The organism is Agrobacterium sp. LEGMi-208b, from assembly GCF_059511785.1.
In genome coordinates, this window is the sequence record NZ_CM183446.1 from 1,685,999 (window position 1) to 1,710,253 (window position 24,255).

Here is a 24,255-nt window from a genome sequence, read left to right on the forward strand (position 1 = left end):
GTCGGAGGCTCAGCGCAGCAAAACGCTGCGCTGAGCCCTCTAACCATTGCCTTTATTGAATGGACCACTTCTCAACAACGGAGGCGTTCGCCTTCCACCAATTGTCGGCTGCCTGCTCGGCGGTTTTGCCGTCGGCCATCTCGATGCACATCTGGCCGATATCGCCGATTGGCAGGAATACCGTGGCAATATTCGCCCGCAGTTCTGGATTCTCTGCGGAGAATCCCTTGTTGGCAACCCAATAATAAGACTGATATGGCGCAAAAACCTTCTTGGGGTCCTTGAGGAACTTCACGTCAAACTTGTGCATCATCCAGGACGGATCCCACAACATCGTGACGATCGGCTCCTTGCGATCAATTGCCGACTGCAACTGGGCCACCATCGCCGCGGTGCTGCCTTCAATAATCTGATAGTTCAGCTTGTACTCGTCGACAGCTTTCGCTGCGTCGCGCATGATGCCTGATCCAGGCTCGATACCGATGATCTTGCCGCCGACCTGATCGCTGATCGTGTTCAGCTGATCGATCGAGTCAATGTTCATGTATGAAGGGACCGCAAGGGTCTGATAGTTGCCGAAAGAAACGACGGAGACCTTTTCAAGTTTCTTGCGGTTTTTTTCCCAATAGTCAGACGTTACGTAATCCGGCAGCGCCGCCATCACGTCCACATCCTTGTTCTCCAACGCAGCAAATGCGATGCCCCATTCGGAGAACTCCGTGACCTCGACCTTGTATCCCTGCTTTTCAAGGAACTTCTTGGTCACCAGGGTGATTGCCATCTCATCTTCCCAGCCCATCGTTCCGATCTTAACGGTCTTCTCCTGGGCTTGAGCAGGCATCCAAGCCAATGTCGCCATGGCGGCAGCGGCTACAAATTTCAGTATATTTTTCATCTGATTCCCCTTTTCTTTCGAAGCGTTTGGCTTGGTCGCTGCTGCATTTTGAATGCAGGAAGAAATTAACAGTCTCCTATCATCAATGGAGCAACGCTAATGCATGAACGTCCGGCCTGTGCCGGGGCCTTGGGCCATCTCCCGATCTCCCTTTGGCACGTTAAGCTTAATCAGTTTGCAGAAGTGCGATAGGCCGAAAAATGCGGCGCTTTGATAAAATCAGTTTATGTATAACCCAAACTGGACGCGCTGTTTCAGCCTGGAACTCTATGGTAGAGTGCAAAGAAATCCAACAAAAATAACGTGTTGTGACAATCTCGTAAATGATAATCAAGGCGGAGGTGCATTGATGACGCTCGTGGGTAAATCTATACTAGTGACTGGCGCCACAGGCGGCATCGGTCGACCATTGGTTAAGCTTCTTGCGGCTCAGGGGGCGAGACCGATCATACACTATGGTCGAAAGAAAAAGGATGCCGAGGCGCTCCTTGAAGAGATTTCTGGCAACGGCGCAGTCGTGCATGCTGACCTCACCATTCAATCAGAGGCCCGCGCGCTTTGGCAGAGAGCGGAGCGTGAGGCGGGTGATATCTATGCACTTGTAAACAACGCTGGAATACGATCCGAAGTGACAGTCGATGCCGACCCGGAGACCTGGGCCTCAATCTGGGAGCGAGAGTTTCGCGTAAACTTCTTTGCTGCCGCGGATCTGTGCAAGGAAGCCGTCCAGCATTTTATCGCACGCAAGGGCGGGCGGATTATCAATATTGCAAGTCGGGCAGGACAGCGTGGTTATGCGGCAGATGCAATGCCTTATGGCGCTTCAAAAGCCGCACTCATCAACTTAAGCCGATCGCTTGCCCGCTCATTCGGCGAGCATGGTATCGTCTCGGTGGCTGTCGCACCCGGATGGGTTCGGACGGAGATGGTAGAAGGCTTGTTGGACCGGGTTGGAGAAGAGGCCGCGACTGGAGATATCCCGATTAGACGGATGGCGGACCCTCAGGAGGTCGCGGAGATCGTCACATTTGCACTACAACCGTCTCAGATGTCGATAAATGGCGCTACCATTGATGTTAATGGTGGAAGCTATATCCGTTAGGAGCCGAAAGAGAGATGCGCCTTGGCACTTTATCTGGACGGATTAATACATTCCGCACAGAAGCTTAGGTAATAGCATTTCTCAAGATTGCAGATGCATGTCAAGCAACTGAGATCAGGCGTGAGCTAAAAGGAGGCCGAGATAGTCCGGAAATATTACGGGTTGCCACCTTTAACGACGCTGGCGGTTTTCGAAGCTGCCGCACGCAACTTGAACTTTTCTCGCGCGGCAGACGAATTAAACGTAACGGTGGGAGCGGTCAGCCGACAGGTCAAGGCGCTGGAAGACGGGCTGGGGGTGAAACTCTTTGTCCGAGAGAAGAATGGCGTCCAGCTCACGCCATCTGCTCAAGACCTGTTTGCTGAAGTCGCCGCAAGCTTTTCACGCTGTTCGAGCGCGATCCAAGCTGTGAAGTTGGATCAGCGACGCGCCAAGGTAACATTCGCATGCACTGATGGTTTCGCGACATTCTGGCTGATGCCACGAATGCAAGATTTTTGGTCTCGGTATCCTCATATCAGCGTCAATCATCTGATCTCCGAGCATGTCCGGGACATGCGCAATGCGGAGGTAGATCTGTTCGTGAGGCCCGCCTCGGGCGTTTGGCCGAATGAACGCACGGAAATGCTGTTCGACGATCTCATATATCCGGTATGCGGGACCGAATTCGCAAAAAGGCATCGCGACGTCACTCCTTCTGATCTGCCGGATCTTCCATTGCTTGACATGGATTGGGTCAATCTCGACTGGCCACGATGGCTAGAGTTTTTGCAGGCGCAAGCTGTTCCGCATCAGGGGCTTCGAGGCCAACGTTTCGGGCAACTATCCGTAATGCTCAGCGCCGCAGAGGCAAACCAAGGCGTTGGGTTAGGCTGGGATTCGCTGGTCCGTCCTTTGATTGAGAAGGGAAGACTTGCGCGGATCACCAATCTGTCCATGCCAGATCCTGTCGGCTTCTGCCTTGCATGGAATGAGCGGAAACCACTGTCGCCTGCAGCGGTCATTCTGAAAGAGTGGATATTAGAGCAAGCAAAGCCGATAAAGGCGTAATTGCGCGCCTCCGCCAACGAAGGATTCTGCAATAAACTCAAGGCTCCATGAGTTTATTGCGCGATACTGGACGAACGAGGCGATGCTACAACGATGCTGTCAGCGATTACGCAGCTGCGGCGATCCAAGCCCGGCGGCAAGCGCGCTCCACCCGCTCGTTCCCCGAAGAGGCACCGATGGTTACCGAAGCCTATATGTTGAAACTGCTGGAGAGCCGGGATCCCGGATTTTCTCTGGAAGGGGCATTTTACACCGACCCAGACATCTTCAAGCTGGATCTCGAGCATATCTGGTATCGCGAATGGCTCTTCGCCGGACATCTCTGCGAATTGCCTAAAACTGGCAGCTACATCACCCTCCAAATCGGCGAATATCCGATCATGATCGTCCGCAATGCAGATGGTTCGGTTCGCGCCATGCATAACACCTGCAGGCACCGAGGCAGCAAGATCTGCAAGAGTGAGAGGGGGACTTCCGCTCGGCTGGTCTGTCCGTATCACCAGTGGACTTATGGTCTCGACGGGCAACTTCTGTTCGCTCGCCAAATGGGTCCAGATTTTGACAAGACGCAATACCCTCTAAGACAGGTTGCCTGCGAGGTGGTCGAGAACGCAATTTTCATCTGTCTCTCTGAGAACCCGAGCAATTTCGATCTGGTTCGCGATCACATCGTCCCCTATCTCGGCATTCACCGTCTGAAGGATGCCAAGATTGCTCATGAGTCTACGATTATCGAGAAGGGTAACTGGAAGCTTGTCTGGGAGAATAACCGTGAATGTTATCATTGCGCGGCCAACCATCCTGAATTGCTGAGGAGTTTCCCGGAAAATTCCAGCGCGGTAGGCTTGGCAGGCGAGAGAGTGGATCCGGACGTTGCCGAGCTTTGGACACGGTGTGAAACGGCTGGCATCGCAAGCCAATTTAAAGCAAATCCATCGGGTCAATTCCGGACCACCCGGCAGCCGATGCTCGGCGACGCTGTCAGCTATACTATGGACGGCAAAGCTGCCGTGGCGAAACCACTCTCGGAGGCCAGCGTTGCGGGTCATCTGGGCGCGCTCCTCTTTTATCACTACCCATCGAGCTGGAACCACTTCCTCACCGATCATGCGGTCACTTTCCGCGTGTTGCCAATCAGCCCAACGGAGACCGCTGTCACGACCAAGTGGCTTGTTCACAAAGACGCGGTCGAGGGCGTTGACTACGATGTCGATCGGCTGACCCATGTTTGGATCCAAACCAATGACGAGGATCGCCGCGTCGTGGAGGATAATGCCGCTGGCATTCAGTCTGCTGCCTACCAGCCAGGCCCGTACTCTGAGGAAATTGAAGGCGGGGTGATGCAGTTCGTTAACTGGTACGCCGACACGATGAAGCCGCGTCTCGAAGGCAAGGCGGACACTCCCCTTCGGAGCGTCGCATGAATTCGGTAGCTAAGGTTGCAAAGGAGGAGGTGGCGCTCTTTCCCGCTTGTCCACCCGCAACAAACGAGATTTGGACAGGAGCTGCCTCGAAACTACGCGTTGTGAATGTTGTTGACGAGGCACCGAACGTAAAAACGTTCGTATTTCAACCCGAGCATCCGGCGATTTTCAAGTATACGGCCGGGCAATTTCTTACCCTGGAGTTGTCCGTTCCGGGCGGGCTGCTTTTGCGGACCTACACGATCGCATCGTCTCCATCGAGACCCATGACGCTATCACTGACTGTAAAGGCACAGTCCGACAGTGTCGGTACGCGCTGGATGTTCGAAAACCTCCTTCCGGGGAGCCTCGTCAGGGCAATCGGCCCCGCCGGAAATTTCACACTGGAGCGGTGCCAGCGACCGCAACTTCTCTTTCTGTCTGCAGGATCTGGGATTACCCCGATGATGTCGATGTTGCGTTGGCTATCCGACGTGGCTGCGAATGCGGACGTTGCGTTTGTGCACTGTGCCCGCAGCCCGCAAGACATAATCTTCCGGGAAGAGCTTGCGTCGGCGTCGAGGATATTGCCGGGTCTCATGCTGGGTCTTTTGGTCGGCAGGGGAGCGTCCGACTGGGAAGGTTTAACAGGGCGTCTGGACATTGCTAAGCTTGAGAGCCTCGTGCCCGATTATCTGGATCGCGAGATTTTTTGCTGCGGCCCGGAAACCTTCATGGCAAATGCAGAAACTATGGTAGCTCAGCGAGGGTTTTCCATGGGGCATTTCCATCAAGAGGCTTTTACTTTTGCTTCACCTGGTAACGTCAATCTCCCGATCAAGGAACGGGAATCGAAGGTTCCAGAACCAGAAGGCCTGGCGGATAGTTCACACCTTCTATGCTTTCGGTCTTCCGGCGTAGAGGACGTAGCAAGAGCGGACGAAACCGTTCTAGACGTCGCACACCGTAACGGAGTGAATATATCCTCAGTCTGCGGGATGGGGCTTTGTGGGACCTGCAGAGTGAAGAAAACCAGTGGCGAAGTCGCGATGGACCATAACGGCGGCATCACCGACGACGAGATCGAGGAGGGTTACATTCTCGCATGTTGTGCGAAGCCGCTCTCCGACATCGAGATTGAAGAATAAGGGAACGGTTAGATGCATGTAATGGCACTTTTCAAAGGAAACATGTTCGACGCGGCTATCAACGGCCAACCTGCAACGCTCGAAGACGTGTTCCCGGGCTGGCACGACCACGATCGATTTGGTCTGGTCATCGATGAAACCTTCGGCGGGATCGGGGCTACCCACTTGCTGCAGCTGGCCATGACGGCATTTTACGATATCAAACCATCGCGTCGTACCGCCGTTACTGTCTATCCGGAAATCTTCGCCTTCCATATTGGGAAGGGGCGCGGGGCTCATGCTCATTACGATTTCTGGCCAGCGCGGCGGGAAGTTATTCTGAAGACTGACGACCACCGTGAGATTCTCGACGCGATCAACGATCGAGGCATCACGAGATTGGCCGTGCCGGACCGGCCGATGCGGGATGTTGTTCATCGCCCAAAGGAAGAGGATGCCGCCTTCGATCGCATTGCATCCGCATTCGTTTACAGCCCATCCGGCAGGACAGCGGACGCAGATCTCACCATTTCCGGCAATGACAAGCGCACAGAATTCAACCCCACTCAAACGTTGAGGCCGCTGGCAGAACTGAGCGTCAACCGAGTTTCATCAGCGACCGGCAAGCCGATCAAAGAGGCCGACGACGCTTTCCTTCACTGGATCAGAGAGCGCGAGAACGATCTGACGGAGGAGGACAGACCGCGTGTTCGGGCGATGCGCGAGGCCTTAAAGGTAAATGGCTTGGTAACGGAGAGTTATCGTCGAGTAAGCGTAGAAGAGGCTCTCAAACGCCTGGCATCTGCCGGGCTTTGGGAAAATCCTAACCTCTAGATTGAGGTGCGAATCCGAGAGCATGACCCGCTGTCGGTCGCTCGGACGCGGAACTGAGCTTATGCCTGCGCTTCGGATAGCCGTGCGTACGAGGTGAAGTTTGACCCGCCGATCTCAGGCGCAAACATTCTCTCGGGAGAGACAATCTCCAGCTCCACCCCGGCGCGAGCAATTATCTCGCCGGCAGTCATGCCGCTGTGCGCTGCGCCGTCGTCATACAGGCGCACGGGGCCTTCCAGCTTTATGGCCCCGGCGATGATATCCCAGCTCGACGTGACCAGATCGTCACCCTGTTCCAGTGTGGGGTTCTGCGCGATTCCGTCCGTCGCGATCACCACCAGATCAGGATGACGCTGCAGGAGGGGCGCCGATCCTACGGCGCCGCGCAGATGTCACAGGGAGGCCTTGATCTTTTCAGCCGCCTCGGGCGAGACCCATTTGATCCACAGGTCCTCGTTTTCCTTGAGGAAATGCTTGGCCCCGTCCTCGCCGGTGGCCTGGTTGTCGGTCATCCACGCCATGAGCTTGTTGACGGTGTCGTTCGACCATGAGCGCTTCTTGAGGTAGTCCATGACCTCCGGCCCGGCCCGCTCTGCGAAGGGCTTTGCGACGAGCGTGACGATGGTGTCGCGCGGCCAGTCATTTTTCCTGGGGTCGGCGCAGTCGGCGACAGTATTGCAACGCTTCCATTCCGCAGCGTCGTAGGAGGCGCCATGTTCAAGCTTCACCAGCTTGTATTTGCCAAGGAGCGACGTTGGCGACCAATAATAACTTAGGAAACCCTGCTTGCGTTCGTAGGCCTTCGCGATCGCGCCGTCCAACCCGGCCGCGGAGCCGCTATCGACCAGTTTGAAGCCGGCCTTTTCCGCCCCGTAGGCCTTGAACAGATTGGCGGTAACGATCGTACCACCCCAGCCCTGGGGACCGTTGATGATAGCGCCCTTGCTCGAATCTTCCGTGTCGGGGAATAGTTCCGGATGCTTCAGGGCATCTGCGATCGTCTTGATGTCTGGATGCTTGTCGGCAAGGTATTGGGGAATCCACCAGCCCTGAATACCACCTTCGGGTAGGGGAGAGCCGACCTTTTCGATGTTTCCAGCTTCCTCTCCGTGCTTGATCACCTCCGGAAGAAGGTCTACCCAGGCCTCGGGTGCGATGTCCGGCTGAGCCTTCTCCGACATTGAGGTCATCGTCGGCACGGCGTCGCCGACCGTGATTTCGGCCTGACATCCATACCCTTCCTCAAGGATTACCTTGTCGAGGTTGGACAGAACCTCGGCGCTCTGCCAGGACATGCTGGCGATCGTCAGGTTTCCGCATTCCGCAGCCTGTGTGAACGAAGCGCTGGCGAGCAGACCCAGCGTCAATGCGGTGGATGCTAGAAGTTTGTTCATGTCAGTTCCCTTTTCATTGGCGGCACGATGGTCACGATTGGGAGCGCCGCTGCTTCCCACCGCGTTCGAGGTCAATAATAAGGCGTTTGCACCGGTCCCAGGCCGACATAAACCGTCTTCAACTCGCGATAATGCTCCAGCGCCGCCGCCGAATTCTCCCGCCCGAAGCCGGACTGCTTGGAACCGCCAAAGGGGATTTCCACCGGGCAGAGATTATAGGTGTTGATCCACAACGTGCCCGCCTCCAACTGATCGACCACGCGATGGGCGCGGGCGAGATCGGCGGTGAAGACGCCGCCGGCCAGCCCGAATTCGGTGGCGTTGGCGCGGGCGAGAACCTCGTCCTCATCGTCGAAATCCAGCACGCACATGACCGGCCCGAAGATTTCCTCGCGGGCTATGGTCATCCCGTCCGTCACATCCGCAAAAACGGTCGGCTGCACATAGGCGCCCTCACCCGAGACATTGTTGGGAATGCCGCCGCCGGTCACCAGCGTCGCACCCTCCGCCTTGCCCTTTTCGATATAGGCAAGAACCTTCTCCTGCTGGGCCTTGGAGACCAGCGGGCCGAGATGGGTGGCGTAGTCGAGCGGATCGCCAAGGATCATCGCTTCGGTGCGGCGCTTCAGGTTGTCGAGGAAACGGTCCTTGGCCTTTTTCTGCACGAAGACACGGGTGCCGTTGGAGCAGACCTGACCGGAGGAATAGAAGTTACCGAGCATCGCCCCGCCGACAGCGCTTTCGATATCGGCGTCGTCGAAAACGATCAGCGGCGACTTGCCGCCGAGTTCCATGGTCACATGCTTCAGATGTCCGGCAGCGGCGGCGGCCACCTTGCGGCCGGTCGGGACCGAGCCGGTAAGCGAGACCTTCGCCACATCCGGGTGGTTGACGAGCAGCGGCCCGGTATCGCGATCACCCTGAATGACGTTGAACAGGCCTTTGGGCAGGCCGGCCTCGATCAGGATTTCGGCAATCTTCAAGGCGCCGAGCGGGGTGTTTTCCGAGGGCTTGAAGACCATGGCGTTGCCGGCGACCAGCGCGGGTGCCGCCTTCCAGCAGGCGATCTGCTGCGGATAGTTCCACGCGCCGATGCCGACGCAGACACCGAGCGGCACGCGCTTGGTATAGGCGAAATCGCCACCGAGCGGGATATAGTCGCCATTCAAAGCCGAAGGCGCGATGCCACCAAAAAACTCGAAGGCATCCGCGCCTGATGTCGGGTCGGCGACGATGGTTTCCTGAATGGGCTTGCCGGTATCCAGCGTTTCCAGCGTCGAAAGCGCATCGTTGCGCTCGCGCATGATATCGGCGGCGCGTTTGAGGATGCGGCCGCGCGCCATGGGGCTCATCGCCGCCCATTCCTTCTGGGCGCGTTTGGCCGAGGCGATGGCGCGCTCGACGATGGCGGGCGTTGCCGCATGCAGTCTTGCGATCACTTCACCGGTGGCCGGGAAAATGCTTTCGATGACAGTGCCGGCGGTGTCTTCGACATACACCCCGTCGATGAAATGCGAGGCTTTCGGCTGCGCTTCGGTTCTCATGGAGCTGGTCATCCCTTAATCCTGTCTGCGGCTTTCACGTGGGGTCAGACCCCGCTCCTGGTGTCGTGGTACATGTAGAGGTTCGCGATCGGCTCTATGATGGTCCACACGCCCTTGATGTCAGGGGTAATGGTGACGAAGTCGTCGGGCTGAATGTCGAGCCTGGACCCGTCACTGAATGCGATTTCGGCCCGGCCGGCGGCGACGAAAAATGAGACCGGGCGTTCGTAGTGGATTTCGAACGGCGCCGGGCCGACCGCTTCCCATCTTGTCCAGGAAGCCGTCTCCAGCTTGGTATCCTGTGTTGCTCTCTCCCGCCTTACGCGGTCGGTGGCGAAGTTACGATCCAACTGCACGGTCATGGTGGACCTCCGTTTGAGCTTTGAAATAGGGGACGTCCAAGGGTGCGAGCGGCTTCAGGCCGCGGATGATGTCTGAAGCCTTCTCCGCAATCATGAAGGTGGCCGCGTTGATATTTGCGCTCGGAATGGAAGGAATGACCGACGCGTCGACGATGCGCAGCCGCTCCGCACCGATCACTCGCAGGTCGAGATCAACGACCGATCGAGGGTCATTCGCGCGGCCCATGCGAGCGGTTCCACAGGGATGGAAGGAGCTGGAGACATCTTGCCGGATGAAGGCTTCTAGGTCGGCATCCGTGACACAGCGTGCACCAGGCGCGTCCTCGCGTTTCCGGTAGGGCGCGAAGGCGGGTTGCGCCAGGATTTCGCGACCCATCTTCAATCCCTGCAACGTTTCGTGTCGATCACGTTCGGTATTCAGATAGTTCGGATCAATGAGTGGCGGTTGAGAAGGATCCGCCGAGCGCAGGCGAACCGTCCCGCGGCTCTCCGGGCGCATCGGTCCGACCCCGAGCCGGTAGCCGCCGATCCGCGCATCGGGAATCCAGTTCGCGCCGAAGAATACCGGGAAGAAATGAATCTGGAGGTTGGGATGGCTGGTCGTGGCATCGCTTCGAAGGAACGCGCCGACATGGCATTGATTTACGGCGGCCGGTCCTTTCTTGAGGAGGAACCATTGTATGCCTGCCGAAACCATCTTGTCTGGCCGGAGATATTGGTTGAGGCTATGTCTCAGATCGGATTCGACCTGGATGTGGGTCTCAAAGTGGTCCTGTAAATTCTGCCCAAGCATTGGGACGTCGAGAATGGGCCGGATTCCCAGCCGACGAAGGTCATCAGCGGGGCCGACCCCGGAAAGCATAAGGGTCTGGGGGCTGCCGAAGGAGCCGGAACTCAGGATGACCTCCTGCGATGCGAAGACGTCGGTGATTTCCGACCCGCGTTTGACGCGAACGCCAATGGACCGACACCCCTCGAAGAGTATCTTCAGCACCTGGCACCCGGTCTGTACATGGAGGTTCTTTCGTGCCGGCTGCGGACGCAGGTATGAATTCGACGAGCTGGACCTCACGCCGTCGCCGACGCTCATCTCGAATTTGCCGACGCCTTCCTGACGGAACCCATTGAAATCCATGGTTTCCTGGTGGCCTGCTTGTCGTCCCGCATCCAGAAATGCCTGGTTTAGGGCGCCTAGGTGCCGCTGCTTCTTCACGCGGACCACCCCTTCAGATGATCGAAAGGGGCCTGCAGCGTTTTCGAGACGTTCGAAGCGTTTGAAGTAGGGAAGGCAGTCCCTATATCCCCACCCTTCGCAGCCGTCCTGATCGCGCCAATTGTCGAAATCCAATGGGTTGCCACGCAGGAATGTCATGCCGTTAATCGAGGACGAACCGCCAAGCACACGGCCACGCGGCTGGTCGATCTCGCGATTGTCCAGATTGGCCTGAGGTGTGGTCTTGAACCAATAATTATAGGCGCTGGTTGGCTTGAATGCGGAGCGAAGGCCGGCGGGCATGCGCAGGATCCAACTCCTGTCTGACGGGCCTGCTTCAAGCAGCAGCACGGAAGCGCGTTCATCTTCGCTGAGCCTGCCGGCGAGAACGCACCCCGCCGTGCCTGCGCCAACTATGATGAAGTCGTATCCTTCGGCGCGGAAGGTTCTCAATGCGGTTCTCCATATTACAGGACAGCAACGTCACGCTCTCCAACGGGCAATCCATTGCGACACCTGAAGACTAGACTGACGTATTGGGATTGGTAAAATGAGAAGTCTTTATAGGCAGTATTGAGGATTTTAATAGTGATTGACCTGGATATCAGACTGCTGAAATCCTTCCTCACGGTAGCGTCCGAAAGGAGCTTTTCCAGAGCAGGTGAAAAGCTCGCCTGTTCGCAGGCAACCGTATCGTTGCGGATAAAAGCCCTGGAAGACGGTATCGGCCGCAAGCTGTTCGAACGGAGCTACCATCTTGTGGAGCTGAGCGCAGCGGGTCGGGAACTGCTGCCCCACGTGCAAGGATTGCTCGATCGTCACGATGCGCTGCTGGATTTTTTGCGAAACGGCAAGCTGGCGGGCACTGTCAATTTCGGCGTCGCAGAAGACTACGGTGAGGCTTTTCTGTCGCGATTGATGCGGGTGATGGACGAGTCATTTCCGGGGATCGAATTGAACGTGACCTGCTCTATGAGCGTAAAGCTTGAGAAGCTCCTGGAATCACGCAAGCTGGACCTCGCAATCGTCACACTTCCGAATACCAAGAGGCATTCTACAATACTTCGCCGGCCGAAACTCGTCTGGGTTTCGTCGAGCGAGTATGTGTATGACAAGAAGAGACCGTTGCCCATGGCGTTCTATGCCGAAGGATGCGCGTTTCGTGCGGCCACAATCGAATTGCTTCGCGAGAAGGGCATGCCATATCGGGAGGTGGTCACCACTGGAAGCGGGGAGGTCATCAAAAGCGCAGTGAGCTCCGGCACGGCGATTACCGTCATGGCAGAGGGGACGGTTCCCCCGGGCTTCATGGTGCTGCCACGGGAAGCGGGCCTCCCCGAGCTTCCAGTGAGCTGTATCCAGCTTGTTGAACGGGAGGACGGCATCTCCAAGGCCGCGCAACAGGTCAAGTCATCGGTCATGAAGCTTTTGGGCGTTCAACTCGCGACGTAGGAATCACAAACACCTGACCGCGTTGAGGAGCCTGGCATAATGCACCAACGGTGCGGGCAGGGACCTACACCCACACCGGTACGGTTCAATGCGCCTGCCAGTTGATCTCCGTTACGCGGAAGCTGCTACTCGGTTGGGCCTAGCGTGCAAACTCCAATGCCTTTTCCAGCACCGGATCCCGGCCGCCCACATAGTCGCTGAAGCTGGGATCGACAGAGATGTCGGGTGCAAGAGAGATATTGCGGGGTCCAAATGCGACGGTTGCCCAGTAACATGTGCGGACATCGTTGCACCCTTGCTCGTAATCCTCGAATTCGGAACTGTAGCGGACGCTTATCCGTGAGTTCGGCAATGTTATCTTATCGCCTTCTGCCCAGAATTGACCACCGTCTCCCATTCTTTCGCCGATCAGGGATACCTTCTCGCCACCGCTTCCCTTTATCAGGGCAGCGGTGACGATACCTGCGGAGAAGGTCGCGCGTCCGACCAGGACGGAAATCCGGCCTCGGTGGGGCAGAAGCCGTGGCAGGGCCTGTGCGAAGAGAATGCTGTTGAAGAAGTCGCCGCCATTGTTGAGACGAAGATCGACAACGATGTGCCTCGGTTGGAAAGGCAGGATGTCCCTGTGGATGATGCCGGCGAATTTTTCGACCAGTGACGTGTCGTCAATACTGCGGGCTGTATCGTTTCTGATGTAGAGCGTGGTCCTGTCGTCATCCAGAAAAGACGCTGTCACATCGCCCCGCCTGCTGTACAGGCGAGGTCTTGTCTTTAACGGGTCGAGCACATGCGGCCAGCGTCCTGCCATCTTGTCCGCATCCGGAATGAGGACCGAATAGCCTCTGTTCAGTCCCATCCTGCGCTCATCGCCCGGGTCTTCCCCTCCCATCGGTAAATACACCGTTTCCAGGATACCGTGCCCGAGATCGAGCGTCAGCGGGGTTTTCGTGGTGCTGTCGACGGCGCCTATATGCTGGAGCACCCGGGGCGTCACTAGATAGCCGGGGCCGAGGAAGCGGATTCTCTGATCCGTTCCGGCAAGATAAGGCTTGAGCCGTTTTTCGGCCTCCGCGGCGGTCAAGGAGCCGATCTTTTCCACACGCGCACCGAGCAGACGGGCATAGTCCGGATGGGCTTTTACAACGTACAGGCCATCGGCAAACGACCACACACGAATGGGCAGATCGCCGCCCAGAAAAGCGCCGATATTGGCATTCGTGTGCCCGTTTCGGGCAATCGCCACGGATCGCATGATCTCCATCGCGAAGGCTTCGGCAGTCAATTGCCCGATCGTGCTTTCGATGGACGTGACGTGACGCTCGAATGCTTGCCGTTGATCCGGGCTGAAGCTTTTATCCAGCGGAGCCCATTGCTGCTTCAGCACCGATAGGTCCTCCCGCATCTGCCGGGGCGTCAACGGGATCTCGCCGGCATGACCTGTCAGGGGCAAAAGCAGGATTGCGAGAAAGCAAGGGACCAGGTTGCGATGTGAGGTATTTCCCATGGCAATAATCCTTTATTTCTCACGCCCGCAAATGATGACGTCAGCTATGGTTGCTCAAATCCATGTAGGCGGGTTCGAAGACGTGGCCATCGGGGTCGGCGAAGGTCCGAAGATACATGAAGCCCAGATCCTGAGGCTCCCGCACATCCGCTTGACCGCCCGCTTTTGCCGCGGCCTCAACCATGGCATTGACCTCTTCGCGGCTGTCGCGCGAAAGGGCGATCAGCATGCCGTTTGTCGCATGGGCGTCGGCGATCGGCTTGGCAGTAAAGGACTTATAGTAGTCGTGCTGAAGAAGCTGGAACGTGATCGTGTCCGACCACACCATAGAGCTCGCGTCCTCATTTGAGAACTCTTCGTTCTTCACGCAACCGATAGCCTGATAGAAGGCGGTCGAAACAGCCAGATCTTTCACCGGCAGGTTCAGGAAAATCGTCTTGGTCATTGTCTTTCTCCTCATGTTTAAGCGGGGTTACAGGAAAGTCTGCTGGAATATCTCACTCGGATGGATGCAGATGACCTCCAGTGGGTCAGCGCCGATATTCTCGAAGCGATGGGGTATATTGGCAGGCCCCACGACGATATCCCCCGACGCGCCGCGCGTCCGATGCTCGCCGATGGTGAACTCGGCCTCGCCTTTGCGGACGACCCAGGTCTCGGCATAGGGGTGGACATGCAGAGCAGGGCCGCGACCCGGATCGACATTGACGAGAAAGATGGACACGGCACTTCCGTATTCGCACCCTTCGTAACGTACCGTTCGGCTTTCGCCCGGTTTCGGTTCCTGATGGCGACGGACTGAAAACATCTGATCTCCTCCCTGAGGCAGAACTATCTTCGCGAGAAGATATATGTCCAATTTATCTTCTCGTCAAGATATTTATCTTCTCGCAAAGATATATTCACGGAGCGGGCGAAGCCGTATATGGTTTTCCAGATTGGTGATGGGGTGGTGAAATGAAGCAGACGAGGCCGGATGTGACGGCGCAGGGGCCGATCGAAGCTGACGGAGAAGATCATGTCGACCGTCTCCGTGGCCAATGGGCGCGGGAAGTGCCGGATATCGATACGGAACCCATGGCCATCTTCGGCCGGGCCAAACGGCTCAGTAATCTTGTGGCGCCGTCCATCGAGGCAACCTTTGCCCGCTTCGGCCTTGACCGCGGGGAGTTCGATGTCGTCGCGACTTTGCGCCGGGCAGGGCCGCCTTACCAACTGACGCCAACGGAAATGTACACGACGCTGATGCTCTCGTCAGGCGGTCTGACGCATCGGCTTGATCGATTGGAAAAGTCTGGCCTTATCGAGCGCAGAAAATCGAATCTGGATGGGCGCAGCGTCATTGTATGCCTTCTGCCGGCCGGTATCGAGCTGGCGGAAAAGGCGTTTCGTGAAGACATGGCGAATGAGCTGGGTTTTCTGCAGGGCCTCAATCCGGAGGAGCGCGCCAACCTCGCCGCGCTGCTGAAAAAGCTGGTATTGGATATCGATACCCGATTGTAGTCCCCAGGGGGATTTTGCCGAGAGCCAGAACGTGTCGCTGGCTCGCGCTGTCGGTAAATTATGACCGGGCTTGTTTAATGGCGGCCTTGAGGCCTTTCTCATCCAGAACACCGGGATAGATCGTCTTGCCGATGACGAAGGATGGCGTGCCGACAAAGTTGAAGGCGAGCGCTTGGCGATAGTTTCGATCGAGCAGCGCGGAGATTTTCCTGTTGTTTCTGTTCACCGCCGCGGCGATGTCTTTCATCGCCAACCCCGCGCCGGTCAGGGCATTTTCAACATCGCTTTCGGAAATACGCGCTTTTGTTTTCATCAGCGCTTCCATGGCGATTTCATATTTGCCGATCTGGGCGGCCCCCAATACCGCCTGTGCCGCGAAGACGGATGCACCGCCGAAGATCGGCCAGTCCTTCAAAACAAGCCTGATGTCGCCGTCATTTGCGACAACCTTTTTCACCATGGCATGTGAGGTCTTGCAGTAGGGGCATTGATAATCGAAATATTCGACAATCGTAACCTTGCCCCTGGGATTTCCAAGCACGGGTGCGTCCCTGTCGAAGAACACCTCGTCCGTGCTGATCTGCTGCGCGAAACCGTCTCCTGCAGACACCAGCGCTCCGCTAAAAGCCGCCAATCCGCCGGCCATGAAATTGCGTCGTGAAAACACCAGAATTCTCCTTGTTGGATTATTGGATACCGGCAATGCGGCAGGATTGATCGCGACGCCGTTCACGGAGGCGATCCCTGTGCCCTGCGAGCCGATGCTGCCAGATCTGCGGCCGAGAATTCGCCGATCAGCCGTGTTGCTTCTGGCTCCTTTCGGTTGCTGTCGAGAAAAACCATCGTGGGCGGACCGACCACCTTCAATGTCGAAAGCAACGCCTGCTTATTCGCGTCCAGTTCAGTCAGGTCCAGACTAACGAGGTTCATTTCCTTCAATACGTCAACCACATCGGGTGCGGTCAGAAGTGACCGCTCGATCGTGCGGCAGGTCACGCACCAGTCCGCTGTCACATAGAGGAGTGTCGGTTCCTGTGGCGTTGCGCTGTCGAGCCGGGACCCCAGGCCCGCGATGGAGGAAATCTTCTGGAAGTCGCTTTTCTTTATCGATGCGAGCGATCCGGAGCCGCTGGCGGAATGCAGCGGCTTCAGGGGAGAGAGCGGATCCGTTGCACCGATGCCGAGACCGACGAAGATCAGAATTGCCCAGATGATGGATGCAAGACCTGTCGTGCGAGAAAGCACGCTCACACCGGACTTTGGATCGCCGGCGCCCGCACCGAAAGCAAAAACGCCGAAGGAAAGGGCAAGTATTGCCCATCCAAGCAATGTCAGCCGTTCCGGCATGAGCGGTGTTGCCAGCCAAAGTGCGGTGGCCAGAAAAATGAAGCCGAAAATCTGGCGCACTTTTTCCATCCACAGCCCTGCTTTCGGCAGAGCCTTGCCGCTTGCGGTAGCCATGATGACAAGTGGAATCCCCTTGCCCAGTCCAAGGGCAAATAGCGCGGCGGCGCCGATGACGACATCGCCGGTGCGGGCAATATAAAGAAGCGCACCTGCCAAGGGAGCCGTGACGCAAGGTCCGATGAGCAATGCCGAGGAAAAGCCGAGCAGCATCGCGCCCGGAATCGTGCTCGCGCCTCGCGGTGATTTCGCAAACCGGGCCGAGATCACGGCGGGAAGCTGAATGTGGAAAAGGCCGAAATTTGCGAGTGCGAGGACAACGAACAGAATGGATATCGCGGCTACGGCATAGGTTGATTGCAGGGCGATCTGGAGGTTTTGTCCTGACCATGCGGCGACCATTCCCATCAGCCCGAAGGCGGATGCGAGCGCAAGCGCATAAGACAGGGACAACAGGAAGCCGCGTCGTGCGGTCAGTCTTTCCCCTTCCCGGGCGAGCATGGCCGCAACGATCGGATACATTGGAAAAACGCATGGGGTGAAGGCCAGCAGTAATCCGAAGCCAAGAAATCCGGCAAGAAGCAGGATCAATCCGCCATCCGCCAGCAGCAGATCGACCGCCGTCTGCGCGTGATCTTCCGCCAGTGAAAATCTTTCCTGTGTGGGGCCTGTTGAGGCATCGGCCGAAGCCTGCGCGGCTGCAGCGAAGCTATTTTGGGCAAACAGACCTTCAGCGCTCACGGTCAGGCTTGCCATATCGACCGTTTTGGTGGTCGGCGGATAGCAGAGGCCCTTGTCCTGGCAACCCTGATAGGTAAGGCGGAATTTTGCCGGTGCTTCGGCGATCGATGCCGTTGCGGTCTTGTAGTAAATCTCGGTAAAGCCGAAACTGGGGTCCTCTTTCACCTCGCCGGGGAGGGATTGGATTTCCAGTTTGCGGCCGTCCTCGTCTTCTGCGCTCAGATAATCACGGTAGAGATAATAGCCGTCATTGATCGCCCAGCGAATGATGGCTCGGCCGTCGTTTCCCTGTTCGACCGTTGCCTTGAACGCCTCGTCCATGCCAAGTGGTGTTTCCAGCGCGGAAGCCGGGGAGACGACCCTGAAAAGCGCCAGAATCACAAATGTGAACGCCAATATGCGCATCCGGCATATCCCTTCATGTATTCTTCCATGCCGGGACTGATCTCGCCGGCACCTTAAGGCAGGCTTAAGCTGGGGCGCGCATGGCAAAACTGGATGGGCCGCTTGCGGAGGCGTGATTGCGAATTCTCATTGTCGAAGATGATCCGATCCTGCTCGATGGGTTACGGGAAGGTTTGAAGTTGAGCGGTTTTGTCGCGGATGGCGTGACAACGGCTGCCGATGCATCGGAGGCGCTGGAAACGGATAATTTCGACGCGGTCGTTCTTGATCGAATGCTTCCGGATGGTTCCGGGCTGGATGTCCTGAACGGCTTACGTCGCAGCGGAAACCGGATCCCCGTCCTGCTCCTGACGGCCAAGGATGAGGTTGGAGACCGCATCGATGGTTTGGATGCGGGTGCCGACGACTATCTTGGCAAACCTTTCGATCTGGATGAGGTTGCCGCCCGTCTGCGGGCGATCACGCGCCGCGCCGCCGGACGGGCGAGTGCGCAGATCAGTCTGCGGGGACTGACGCTGGACCCCGCTTCGATGCAGGTTCTTCGGGATGGGTCGACCATAATCCTGTCGCGCCGGGAGTTCTCGATCCTTCATGCGCTCATGGAAAGTCCCCAGACAATTCACTCCAAACAGGCATTGGAAGAGCGTCTCTACGGCTGGCAGGAGGATGTGGAGAGCAATACGATCGAGGTACATGTGCATAAGCTGCGCGCCAAACTTGGAAGTGCCGCCATCGAAACGGTGCGCGGCGTTGGCTATAGATTGGGGATGCTCTGATGCGTTCGATCCGGTTGCGGCTGTTTGCGATCCTTCTGGCGACGACGGGAGCACTCTGGCTGCTTGCCGGTATGTGGACCTATTTCAGCGTGCAGCATCAGGTCGAGCGGGTGCTGGACGCGCGACTGATGGAAGCCGCCCGCATGGTCAGCTCGCTCCTCACGGATCACCATATCGACGTGGCTGCCGCCGTGGACGATACGAAAGCCAGCGACGCCGCCTCGCCGTTCGACCTCCAGGGGGACTACCGACGGCAGCTTTCCTGCCAAATCTGGTCGCTTCAGGGGCAACTTGTCAGCCGGTCGGAAAGTGCGCCGCGTGAATCGCTTACAGACAATCGCGACGGGTTTAGCGAAACCACTGTCGATGGGGTGCGTTGGCGTGTCTTTGCGGTTGTGAACCCGAACCTCAATGCCCGTGTTCTTGTGGGCGACAGTCTGGAGATACGCGACAGGCTGGTTGCCGATGTGGTCAAGGGGCAGCTCGTTCCGGCCGTTGCCATTTTGCCGATCCTTGCGGTGCTGATCTGGCTGAGTGTCGGACAAGGGCTGGGACCACTCAACAGGATCGCCATGTCGCTGGGGTTGAGGTCCGCAGATGAACTGCACGCCATAGAAAACCGGGATACGCCCAGCGAAATCAGGCCATTGCTCAGATCGCTGAATTCCCTCTTCCTGCGGGTGGAAGCAGCCCGTGAGCGTGAGAAGACGTTTATCGCCTATGCCGCCCACGAATTGAAGACCCCGCTTGCCGGATTGAAGACCCAGGCTCAGGTGGCGCTGCGGAGCAAAGAGGATGATGTCAGGGACAAGGCGCTGGCGCATATTTCGACGAGCGTTGACCGGACCGGGCGTCTTGTCCGCCAGCTTATCGATCTGGCGCTCGTCGATTCGGCGGATCGCGGCGACGGGATCGAGACGGTGCGGCTTGCGGGGATAATGGAGGACATCCGTTCCGATCTTGAAGCCCAGAGCAGCAGGCGTGCCATCTCCGTGATGCTTTGCCTGCATCCGGATGAAATGGTTATCTCGAGAAACGTGAATCTCCTGCGTCTGGCCCTGCGCAACGTGATTGAGAATGCGATTCAGTATTCGCCGGAAGGCTCAAGCGTTGAGATTAGTGCACTGAAGAAAGGCCCCAAGGTCGAAATCGAGGTGAAGGATCAAGGGCAGGGCATACATCCCGAAGATCAGGCTACTGTCAGGGAACGGTTCAAGCGAGGACATTCGGCCCATGGCGAGGGCAGCGGCCTCGGCCTGGCGATTGTCCACATGGCGATGCGAAAGCTCGGCGGCGGACTTGACTTTCGCCAGGATGATTCCGGTTTCATCGTGACGCTCATTCTGCCGCAGGAGTGGTCGGGACTATGATTTAAGGCAGCCTTAAGGTTGGAGCTTCAGCCAGGTTTGTAGGCTTCAACCAGTTCCAGTAGGCTCCCATGATTCGTCCAATTGTTTCTCCTCGCAGGCCGATGGCCGTCGCGTTGACAATTTTCCTCACCGCTTGCGCGAGTAATGCCGACCGTCTTCCCGGTGTTGCACCGCGCCCTTCCGATGAGCATGTCGAAGATCGGGAGGAAGCCCCGGTCGGAACCGACCCAATGCTTATGTATGGCGAAAAAACTGATGCCGGTTTTCATATCGCCGGCGTTAATACCGGAAAAATGAATCCCGAGTTCGTGCGGCAGGTCGTCAGCTACGCTACCGACGAAAAGCCCGGTACGATCATCGTCGATCAACGAGCACGTTTCCTTTATCTGATTCAATCCGGCAATAAGGCGATCCGATATGCCGTTGGTGTCGGCCCTGTTGCGCGCGCCTTCGATGGTGGCGACGCGATTATTGCGAGAAAAGCTGCCTGGCCTCGGTGGATCCCAACACCCGACATGGTCGCAAGGAACCCCGCGCATTACGGTCCGAACAAGGATGGAGTCGATGGCGGCCCGTCGAACCCGATGGGTGCTCGGGCACTGTATATGCATAAGGATGGCAAGGACACATATTATCGTGTCCACGGCACGAATGATCCAGGCTCAATCGGCAAGGCCGTATCGGCTGGCTGCATTCGCCTTTTGAATCAGGATATCATCGACCTTTACAACCGGGTAAAGCCCGGTGCCCGGATCATTGTACAGGGATAGGGTAGAGCCGCTTCCCACGTATGAGCTGCATCACGCCATTCCCGCCGAAAGATGGACGACTTCTGCCGATGCCGCAAACCGGTGGCGACAACGGAAACTCTTAACCGCCCTGTCAGCGCACGATTGAAAGTCGTGCCGACGACGATATTCGCGTCCGGATCAACCTTCTCGCGAACGCGCGTCGCTGCTTGGTCAACATCGAAAAGTGTCATGCCCGGTCCGCCCGTACGTCCTGCAGCTTCAAAAATTAACGAAATCAAAATGGGCCATTCTGAAAACTTCAGAAAAGAAGCTCGCCCATCCGGATATGGTTACGGCAGGAAATCAGATGCCAGACCCATCGAGCTCCCGGTCGTCGTCGCCTTCCCATGGGGTGGGCATCGATGGGCTATCGATATCGGCCGTGGGCATCGGCATCCAACACTTCAATTCCGGCTCCGAATACGCGATGATCCGCCCCGGCGACGAGTCAGAAGCACGCCAGCCTTCTGAACCGTACTGGTCACCCTTCGACCAATACGCAAGGTCTACCTGCGACGGCCCTTGTTCGGACGAGCGGATTGTAACGAGAATGCGATCGCCATTTTTCGGCGCGCTTGCCATATGCCGCCATCGGCGTGGTTGATCCATTATTTTCCCTCCGTCTTGGCTTTTAATTGTGGCCTTGCCGTCGAAGAGGTCAACCAAAACTTTACATGGGCCCTCTGTCGATCCGACGGGCATCGACCATGACGAAACGAGCCGGCCATCGAGCGTCCAGATTGACACCGCAGGCGCGCTTCTCTTCGCCATGTAAGGAACTGCGCCGCGTCATTTCGCCAGGCGTCATCGGCCGACGGGATTGCTTGACGAAGGCTGCGATCTGGACTTCCGGCGCTGATCCGAGACTGTGGTCTTAGGCTGGCTCGGCGACCTGATCTTCCTTTTCGCGATGGATGAGGCTCATGATCGCATAGCTCATTGTGTCGTAAGCGCCGGTATTTTCGACCTCGCCCTGAACGCGGTAGTCATTCATGACAACGATCCGGTCGGCGAGCGCCACCATCTCTGGCATATCGCTGGTAATCACCACCACGGCCGTGCCCTGATTGGCGAGATCGCGCAGCAGATCGTGCAGATAGGCTTTGGTCTTGATGTCGATGCCCACCGAGGGCTCGTCGACAATCAGGATATTCACCCCCGCCGCCAGCCATTTGGCGACGCTGATTTTCTGCTGGTTGCCGCCGGAAAGATTGCCGACGGTCTGCGCGAGGCTCGGCGTCTTGACCTCGAGCCGTTCCAGATAGGGGAGGACGGTTCGTTGCACGCTGGCGTCGGAAAGATCGCCGAGAAAACCCGCAAGCTTGCGCCAGATGACGATGCCGGCATTGGCGAGAACGGAGTGGGGCAGAACCAGCCCCTCCTTCTTGCGGTCTTCGCTGACATAACCGAGGCCGTAACGATGGATCGCATCGGCGACGGAGGTGATGCGGGCCGGCTCGCCATTGATCAGCACGTCTCCGCCGGTGACCGCGATCTGGCCCATGATCGCCTTGGCCAGTTCGGTGCGCCCGGCGCCGATGAGGCCATAGAGGCCGAGGATTTCGCCCTTGCGGACGGAAAGGTCGATGCCGCGATGGCCGATCGCGGTGGCGACGTTGCGCAGTTGCAGCGCCACCGGATTTTCGCCGACATCGCGTTTGCGCCAGCTCCCGCTGTTTTCACCGCGCCCGATCATCAGCCGGACCAGATCCTGCCGGCCCAGCCCCTGCATCGGGCGGCTTTCGCAGGCGTTGACGCCGTCGCGCAGCACCGTCACCCGGTCGCAAATCTCCTGCACTTCCTCCAGCTTGTGGCTGACGAAGACGAGGCTGACGCCGTTGTCGCGCAGACGCCTCAAAATGGTGAAGAGCGTATCCGTCTCGCCTGATGTCAGCGAGGCGGTCGGCTCGTCCAGCAACAGCACGCGGCTTTGCAGCGAGAGCGCCTTGGCGATCTCGACCAGCTGCATCTTCGCGACGGACAATTCGGAAACCGGGGTTGCCGGATCGATATCGAACTGCAATTCGTCGAGCCAGCGGCGCGCCTTGCGATTGAGTTCGGCGTAGTTGATCGGCCGCAATGCGTGGCTGCCGAGCCGTTCCAGATGGATATTTTCCGCGACGGAAAAACGCGGAATGAGGTTGCGCTCCTGATGCACCACGCCGATACCCTTGGCGATGGCGTCATGGGTGCTGGAGAAATGGACCTCCTCGCCACCGAGCAGAAGCTGTCCGGCGGTCGGGCGGTGAACGCCGGTGATCACCTTGATCAGGGTGGATTTGCCAGCGCCGTTCTCACCCAGCAATGCGTGGATGGAGCCCGGCAGCAGCGACAGCGAAACGCCATCGAGCGCCCGCACACCGGGGAAGACTTTCTCGATGCGGCGCGCCTCGAAAATGGGGGAAATGTTCATGTTACGCCCTCCCGCCTGCAAGCCGCACCTGACGCAGCCGGTTAACGCCGACGGCGGCGAGGATCAGTAATCCAAGCACGACCTGCACCAGAAACGGATCGATGGAAAACAGCACCAGCGCCTGTGTTATCAGCGCCACGATGACGACCCCGAGAAAGGTTGCCGCGACGCTGACATGGCCGCCGGCCAGAACCGCCCCGCCAATGACGGGCGCGGCGAAGGACAGGATCAGCCAGTCATCCCCGATCGACGGCTGGCCGATCTGTAGCCGCGCCACCAGCAACATGCCGGCGCTGGCCGCCAGTATGCCGGAAATGGCATGTGCGAGGATCACGGTACGGCGCACGGATATGCCAGAAAGGGAGGCCGCGTGTTCGTTGCCGCCCACGGCAAGGATGAAGCGGCCGGCGGGCAGACGTGCGAGCAGGAACCACAACACGCCGGCGGCGATCAGGGTCGGAAGAAGCAGCATCGGCACCGGGCCGATCAAGGTGGCCGTGCCCAGTTCCTTCACGCTTTCGGGAATGCCGTAGAATGGCTGCGCGCGGGTGATGCCGAGATTGATCCCCTTGTAGATCGACAGCGTCGCAAGCGTGATGACGAAGGCCGAGATGCCGGTGACGGAAATCAGCACACCGTTCAGCACGCCGCAGGCCATGCCCGCCAGCAACGCGGCAATCGCGGCATAGGGCGCTGGCACGCCCCAGACTTCGACCATGCCGGCAAAGGCGACGGCGGAAAGTCCGCCGATGGCGCCCACCGACAGGTTCATCTGGCCGATGGCGATGATGATCATCTGCGAGAAGGCGATCAGCACGTTAATGGCGATGGCCAGCAGCAGGATCTGGATATTGAAGGCCGAAAGAAAGTTCGGGCTGAAGCTGCGGATGATCGCAACCGTGATCAGCACGGCCAGAAGCGGCCCGAACCAGTCGGCCCTGGTGAGACGGAAAAGAAATGAACTTTTCACGA

The 24,255-nt window shown here is 57.8% G+C and carries 24 protein-coding genes and 1 pseudogene; 10 read left to right on the forward strand and 15 right to left on the reverse strand.

Annotated features, from left to right (window positions below; translation table 11 throughout):
- Nucleotides 1-52 precede the first annotated feature (52 nt).
- Nucleotides 53-895, reverse strand: a complete 843-nt coding sequence (locus AC5YUO_RS22240; RefSeq protein WP_496155236.1) for a glycine betaine ABC transporter substrate-binding protein — start codon at nt 893-895, stop codon at nt 53-55.
- A 349-nt stretch (nt 896-1,244) separates the two neighbouring features.
- Here AC5YUO_RS22240 and AC5YUO_RS22245 point away from each other — a divergent pair, with 349 nt between their 5' ends.
- The 5 genes from AC5YUO_RS22245 (at nt 1,245) to AC5YUO_RS22265 (ending at nt 6,411) form a co-directional block, all read left to right on the forward strand.
- Complete coding sequence (locus AC5YUO_RS22245) at nt 1,245-1,997, forward strand: SDR family NAD(P)-dependent oxidoreductase (RefSeq protein ID WP_496155237.1); 753 nt, start codon at nt 1,245-1,247, stop codon at nt 1,995-1,997.
- A gap of 162 nt (nt 1,998-2,159) precedes the next feature.
- Complete coding sequence (locus AC5YUO_RS22250; RefSeq protein ID WP_496155238.1) at nt 2,160-3,047, forward strand: LysR substrate-binding domain-containing protein; 888 nt, start codon at nt 2,160-2,162, stop codon at nt 3,045-3,047.
- A 176-nt stretch (nt 3,048-3,223) separates the two neighbouring features.
- Nucleotides 3,224-4,471 carry an aromatic ring-hydroxylating oxygenase subunit alpha gene (locus AC5YUO_RS22255; RefSeq protein WP_496155239.1) on the forward strand — a complete coding sequence of 416 codons (1,248 nt, stop codon included), beginning with the start codon at nt 3,224-3,226 and terminating at the stop codon, nt 4,469-4,471.
- Nucleotides 4,468-5,598 (forward strand): FAD-binding oxidoreductase, encoded by a 1,131-nt coding sequence (locus tag AC5YUO_RS22260; RefSeq protein ID WP_496155240.1) that lies wholly within the window; start codon nt 4,468-4,470, stop codon nt 5,596-5,598. Before AC5YUO_RS22255 ends, AC5YUO_RS22260 begins: the two co-directional genes overlap by 4 nt.
- A gap of 21 nt (nt 5,599-5,619) precedes the next feature.
- The gene (locus tag AC5YUO_RS22265; protein WP_496155241.1) at nt 5,620-6,411 is read left to right on the forward strand and encodes a hypothetical protein; all 792 of its coding nucleotides are present in this window, start codon (nt 5,620-5,622) and stop codon (nt 6,409-6,411) included.
- A gap of 59 nt (nt 6,412-6,470) precedes the next feature.
- On the opposite strand, the gene AC5YUO_RS22270 is transcribed toward AC5YUO_RS22265, so the two are convergent.
- The 5 genes from AC5YUO_RS22270 to AC5YUO_RS22290 form a co-directional block, all read right to left on the reverse strand.
- Nucleotides 6,471-6,746, reverse strand: coding sequence for a hypothetical protein (locus tag AC5YUO_RS22270; RefSeq protein ID WP_496155242.1), 276 nt, complete (start codon nt 6,744-6,746; stop codon nt 6,471-6,473).
- Between the two features lie 57 nt (nt 6,747-6,803).
- Nucleotides 6,804-7,805: an ABC transporter substrate-binding protein gene (locus AC5YUO_RS22275; RefSeq protein WP_496155243.1), complete on the reverse strand. Its 1,002-nt coding sequence runs from the start codon at nt 7,803-7,805 to the stop codon at nt 6,804-6,806.
- 71 nt (nt 7,806-7,876) lie between these two features.
- A complete protein-coding gene (betB, locus tag AC5YUO_RS22280) occupies nt 7,877-9,349 on the reverse strand; it encodes a betaine-aldehyde dehydrogenase (protein ID WP_496156547.1) in 1,473 nt (490 codons plus the stop codon).
- A gap of 44 nt (nt 9,350-9,393) precedes the next feature.
- The gene (locus AC5YUO_RS22285) at nt 9,394-9,711 is read right to left on the reverse strand and encodes a cupin domain-containing protein (RefSeq protein ID WP_496155244.1); all 318 of its coding nucleotides are present in this window, start codon (nt 9,709-9,711) and stop codon (nt 9,394-9,396) included.
- On the reverse strand, nt 9,689-11,377 hold the full coding sequence (locus AC5YUO_RS22290) for a choline dehydrogenase (RefSeq protein ID WP_496155245.1): 1,689 nt from the start codon (nt 11,375-11,377) through the stop codon (nt 9,689-9,691). Before AC5YUO_RS22290 ends, AC5YUO_RS22285 begins: the two co-directional genes overlap by 23 nt.
- Nucleotides 11,378-11,512: 135 nt before the next feature.
- Here AC5YUO_RS22290 and AC5YUO_RS22295 point away from each other — a divergent pair, with 135 nt between their 5' ends.
- Nucleotides 11,513-12,376 carry a LysR family transcriptional regulator gene (locus tag AC5YUO_RS22295; RefSeq protein ID WP_496155246.1) on the forward strand — a complete coding sequence of 288 codons (864 nt, stop codon included), beginning with the start codon at nt 11,513-11,515 and terminating at the stop codon, nt 12,374-12,376.
- Nucleotides 12,377-12,515: 139 nt separating this feature from the next.
- On the opposite strand, the gene AC5YUO_RS22300 is transcribed toward AC5YUO_RS22295, so the two are convergent.
- Genes AC5YUO_RS22300 through AC5YUO_RS22310 form a run of 3 tightly spaced genes read right to left on the reverse strand, consistent with a single transcriptional unit; the run spans nt 12,516 to nt 14,688 of the window.
- Entirely contained in the window at nt 12,516-13,880 is a 1,365-nt protein-coding gene (locus tag AC5YUO_RS22300) for a S41 family peptidase (protein WP_496155247.1), read from the reverse strand.
- A gap of 40 nt (nt 13,881-13,920) precedes the next feature.
- Nucleotides 13,921-14,325, reverse strand: a complete 405-nt coding sequence (locus tag AC5YUO_RS22305) for a VOC family protein (protein WP_496155248.1) — start codon at nt 14,323-14,325, stop codon at nt 13,921-13,923.
- A gap of 27 nt (nt 14,326-14,352) precedes the next feature.
- Nucleotides 14,353-14,688, reverse strand: coding sequence for a cupin domain-containing protein (locus tag AC5YUO_RS22310; RefSeq protein WP_496155249.1), 336 nt, complete (start codon nt 14,686-14,688; stop codon nt 14,353-14,355).
- Between the two features lie 149 nt (nt 14,689-14,837).
- Between AC5YUO_RS22310 and AC5YUO_RS22315 the strand changes: the two genes are divergently transcribed.
- The gene (locus AC5YUO_RS22315) at nt 14,838-15,383 is read left to right on the forward strand and encodes a MarR family winged helix-turn-helix transcriptional regulator (RefSeq protein WP_496155250.1); all 546 of its coding nucleotides are present in this window, start codon (nt 14,838-14,840) and stop codon (nt 15,381-15,383) included.
- Between the two features lie 58 nt (nt 15,384-15,441).
- Here AC5YUO_RS22315 and AC5YUO_RS22320 read toward each other — a convergent pair whose 3' ends face one another.
- Together AC5YUO_RS22320 and dsbD are read right to left on the reverse strand one after the other, a co-directional pair.
- A complete protein-coding gene (locus AC5YUO_RS22320; RefSeq protein ID WP_496155251.1) occupies nt 15,442-16,050 on the reverse strand; it encodes a DsbA family protein in 609 nt (202 codons plus the stop codon).
- Nucleotides 16,051-16,112: 62 nt separating this feature from the next.
- Nucleotides 16,113-17,933, reverse strand: a complete 1,821-nt coding sequence (dsbD, locus tag AC5YUO_RS22325) for a protein-disulfide reductase DsbD (protein ID WP_496155252.1) — start codon at nt 17,931-17,933, stop codon at nt 16,113-16,115.
- 116 nt (nt 17,934-18,049) lie between these two features.
- Here dsbD and AC5YUO_RS22330 point away from each other — a divergent pair, with 116 nt between their 5' ends.
- The 3 genes from AC5YUO_RS22330 (at nt 18,050) to AC5YUO_RS22340 (ending at nt 20,849) form a co-directional block, all read left to right on the forward strand.
- On the forward strand, nt 18,050-18,709 hold the full coding sequence (locus AC5YUO_RS22330) for a response regulator (protein ID WP_496155253.1): 660 nt from the start codon (nt 18,050-18,052) through the stop codon (nt 18,707-18,709).
- Nucleotides 18,709-20,079 (forward strand): ATP-binding protein, encoded by a 1,371-nt coding sequence (locus tag AC5YUO_RS22335; protein WP_496155254.1) that lies wholly within the window; start codon nt 18,709-18,711, stop codon nt 20,077-20,079. Before AC5YUO_RS22330 ends, AC5YUO_RS22335 begins: the two co-directional genes overlap by 1 nt.
- Nucleotides 20,080-20,147: 68 nt before the next feature.
- Entirely contained in the window at nt 20,148-20,849 is a 702-nt protein-coding gene (locus AC5YUO_RS22340) for a L,D-transpeptidase (protein ID WP_496155255.1), read from the forward strand.
- A gap of 74 nt (nt 20,850-20,923) precedes the next feature.
- Here AC5YUO_RS22340 and AC5YUO_RS22345 read toward each other — a convergent pair.
- The 4 genes and pseudogenes from AC5YUO_RS22345 to AC5YUO_RS22360 form a co-directional block, all read right to left on the reverse strand.
- Nucleotides 20,924-21,076 (reverse strand): annotated as a pseudogene (locus tag AC5YUO_RS22345) (cell division protein FtsZ); the annotation flags it as partial.
- Between the two features lie 97 nt (nt 21,077-21,173).
- Entirely contained in the window at nt 21,174-21,479 is a 306-nt protein-coding gene (locus AC5YUO_RS22350; protein ID WP_400814513.1) for a hypothetical protein, read from the reverse strand.
- A 265-nt stretch (nt 21,480-21,744) separates the two neighbouring features.
- Nucleotides 21,745-23,283, reverse strand: coding sequence for a sugar ABC transporter ATP-binding protein (locus AC5YUO_RS22355; RefSeq protein WP_496155256.1), 1,539 nt, complete (start codon nt 23,281-23,283; stop codon nt 21,745-21,747).
- A 1-nt stretch (nt 23,284) separates the two neighbouring features.
- Nucleotides 23,285-24,253 (reverse strand): ABC transporter permease, encoded by a 969-nt coding sequence (locus AC5YUO_RS22360; RefSeq protein WP_496155257.1) that lies wholly within the window; start codon nt 24,251-24,253, stop codon nt 23,285-23,287.
- Nucleotides 24,254-24,255: the final 2 nt, after the last annotated feature.

Excerpts from the sequence above, each read along its gene's own strand:
- AC5YUO_RS22240 (WP_496155236.1), bottom strand. The coding sequence starts at position 895 with ATGAAAAATATACTGAAATTTGTAGCCGCTGCCGCCATGGCGACATTG.
- AC5YUO_RS22245 (WP_496155237.1), top strand. The coding sequence starts at position 1,245 with ATGACGCTCGTGGGTAAATCTATACTAGTGACTGGCGCCACAGGCGGC.
- AC5YUO_RS22255 (WP_496155239.1), top strand. The coding sequence starts at position 3,224 with ATGGTTACCGAAGCCTATATGTTGAAACTGCTGGAGAGCCGGGATCCC.
- AC5YUO_RS22260 (WP_496155240.1), top strand. The coding sequence starts at position 4,468 with ATGAATTCGGTAGCTAAGGTTGCAAAGGAGGAGGTGGCGCTCTTTCCC.
- AC5YUO_RS22265 (WP_496155241.1), top strand. The coding sequence starts at position 5,620 with ATGGCACTTTTCAAAGGAAACATGTTCGACGCGGCTATCAACGGCCAA.
- AC5YUO_RS22275 (WP_496155243.1), bottom strand. The coding sequence starts at position 7,805 with ATGAACAAACTTCTAGCATCCACCGCATTGACGCTGGGTCTGCTCGCC.
- betB (WP_496156547.1), bottom strand. The coding sequence starts at position 9,349 with ATGAGAACCGAAGCGCAGCCGAAAGCCTCGCATTTCATCGACGGGGTG.
- AC5YUO_RS22285 (WP_496155244.1), bottom strand. The coding sequence starts at position 9,711 with ATGACCGTGCAGTTGGATCGTAACTTCGCCACCGACCGCGTAAGGCGG.
- AC5YUO_RS22300 (WP_496155247.1), bottom strand. The coding sequence starts at position 13,880 with ATGGGAAATACCTCACATCGCAACCTGGTCCCTTGCTTTCTCGCAATC.
- AC5YUO_RS22305 (WP_496155248.1), bottom strand. The coding sequence starts at position 14,325 with ATGACCAAGACGATTTTCCTGAACCTGCCGGTGAAAGATCTGGCTGTT.
- AC5YUO_RS22310 (WP_496155249.1), bottom strand. The coding sequence starts at position 14,688 with ATGTTTTCAGTCCGTCGCCATCAGGAACCGAAACCGGGCGAAAGCCGA.
- AC5YUO_RS22315 (WP_496155250.1), top strand. The coding sequence starts at position 14,838 with ATGAAGCAGACGAGGCCGGATGTGACGGCGCAGGGGCCGATCGAAGCT.
- dsbD (WP_496155252.1), bottom strand. The coding sequence starts at position 17,933 with ATGCGCATATTGGCGTTCACATTTGTGATTCTGGCGCTTTTCAGGGTC.
- AC5YUO_RS22335 (WP_496155254.1), top strand. The coding sequence starts at position 18,709 with ATGCGTTCGATCCGGTTGCGGCTGTTTGCGATCCTTCTGGCGACGACG.
- AC5YUO_RS22340 (WP_496155255.1), top strand. The coding sequence starts at position 20,148 with ATGATTCGTCCAATTGTTTCTCCTCGCAGGCCGATGGCCGTCGCGTTG.
- AC5YUO_RS22350 (WP_400814513.1), bottom strand. The coding sequence starts at position 21,479 with ATGGATCAACCACGCCGATGGCGGCATATGGCAAGCGCGCCGAAAAAT.
- AC5YUO_RS22355 (WP_496155256.1), bottom strand. The coding sequence starts at position 23,283 with ATGAACATTTCCCCCATTTTCGAGGCGCGCCGCATCGAGAAAGTCTTC.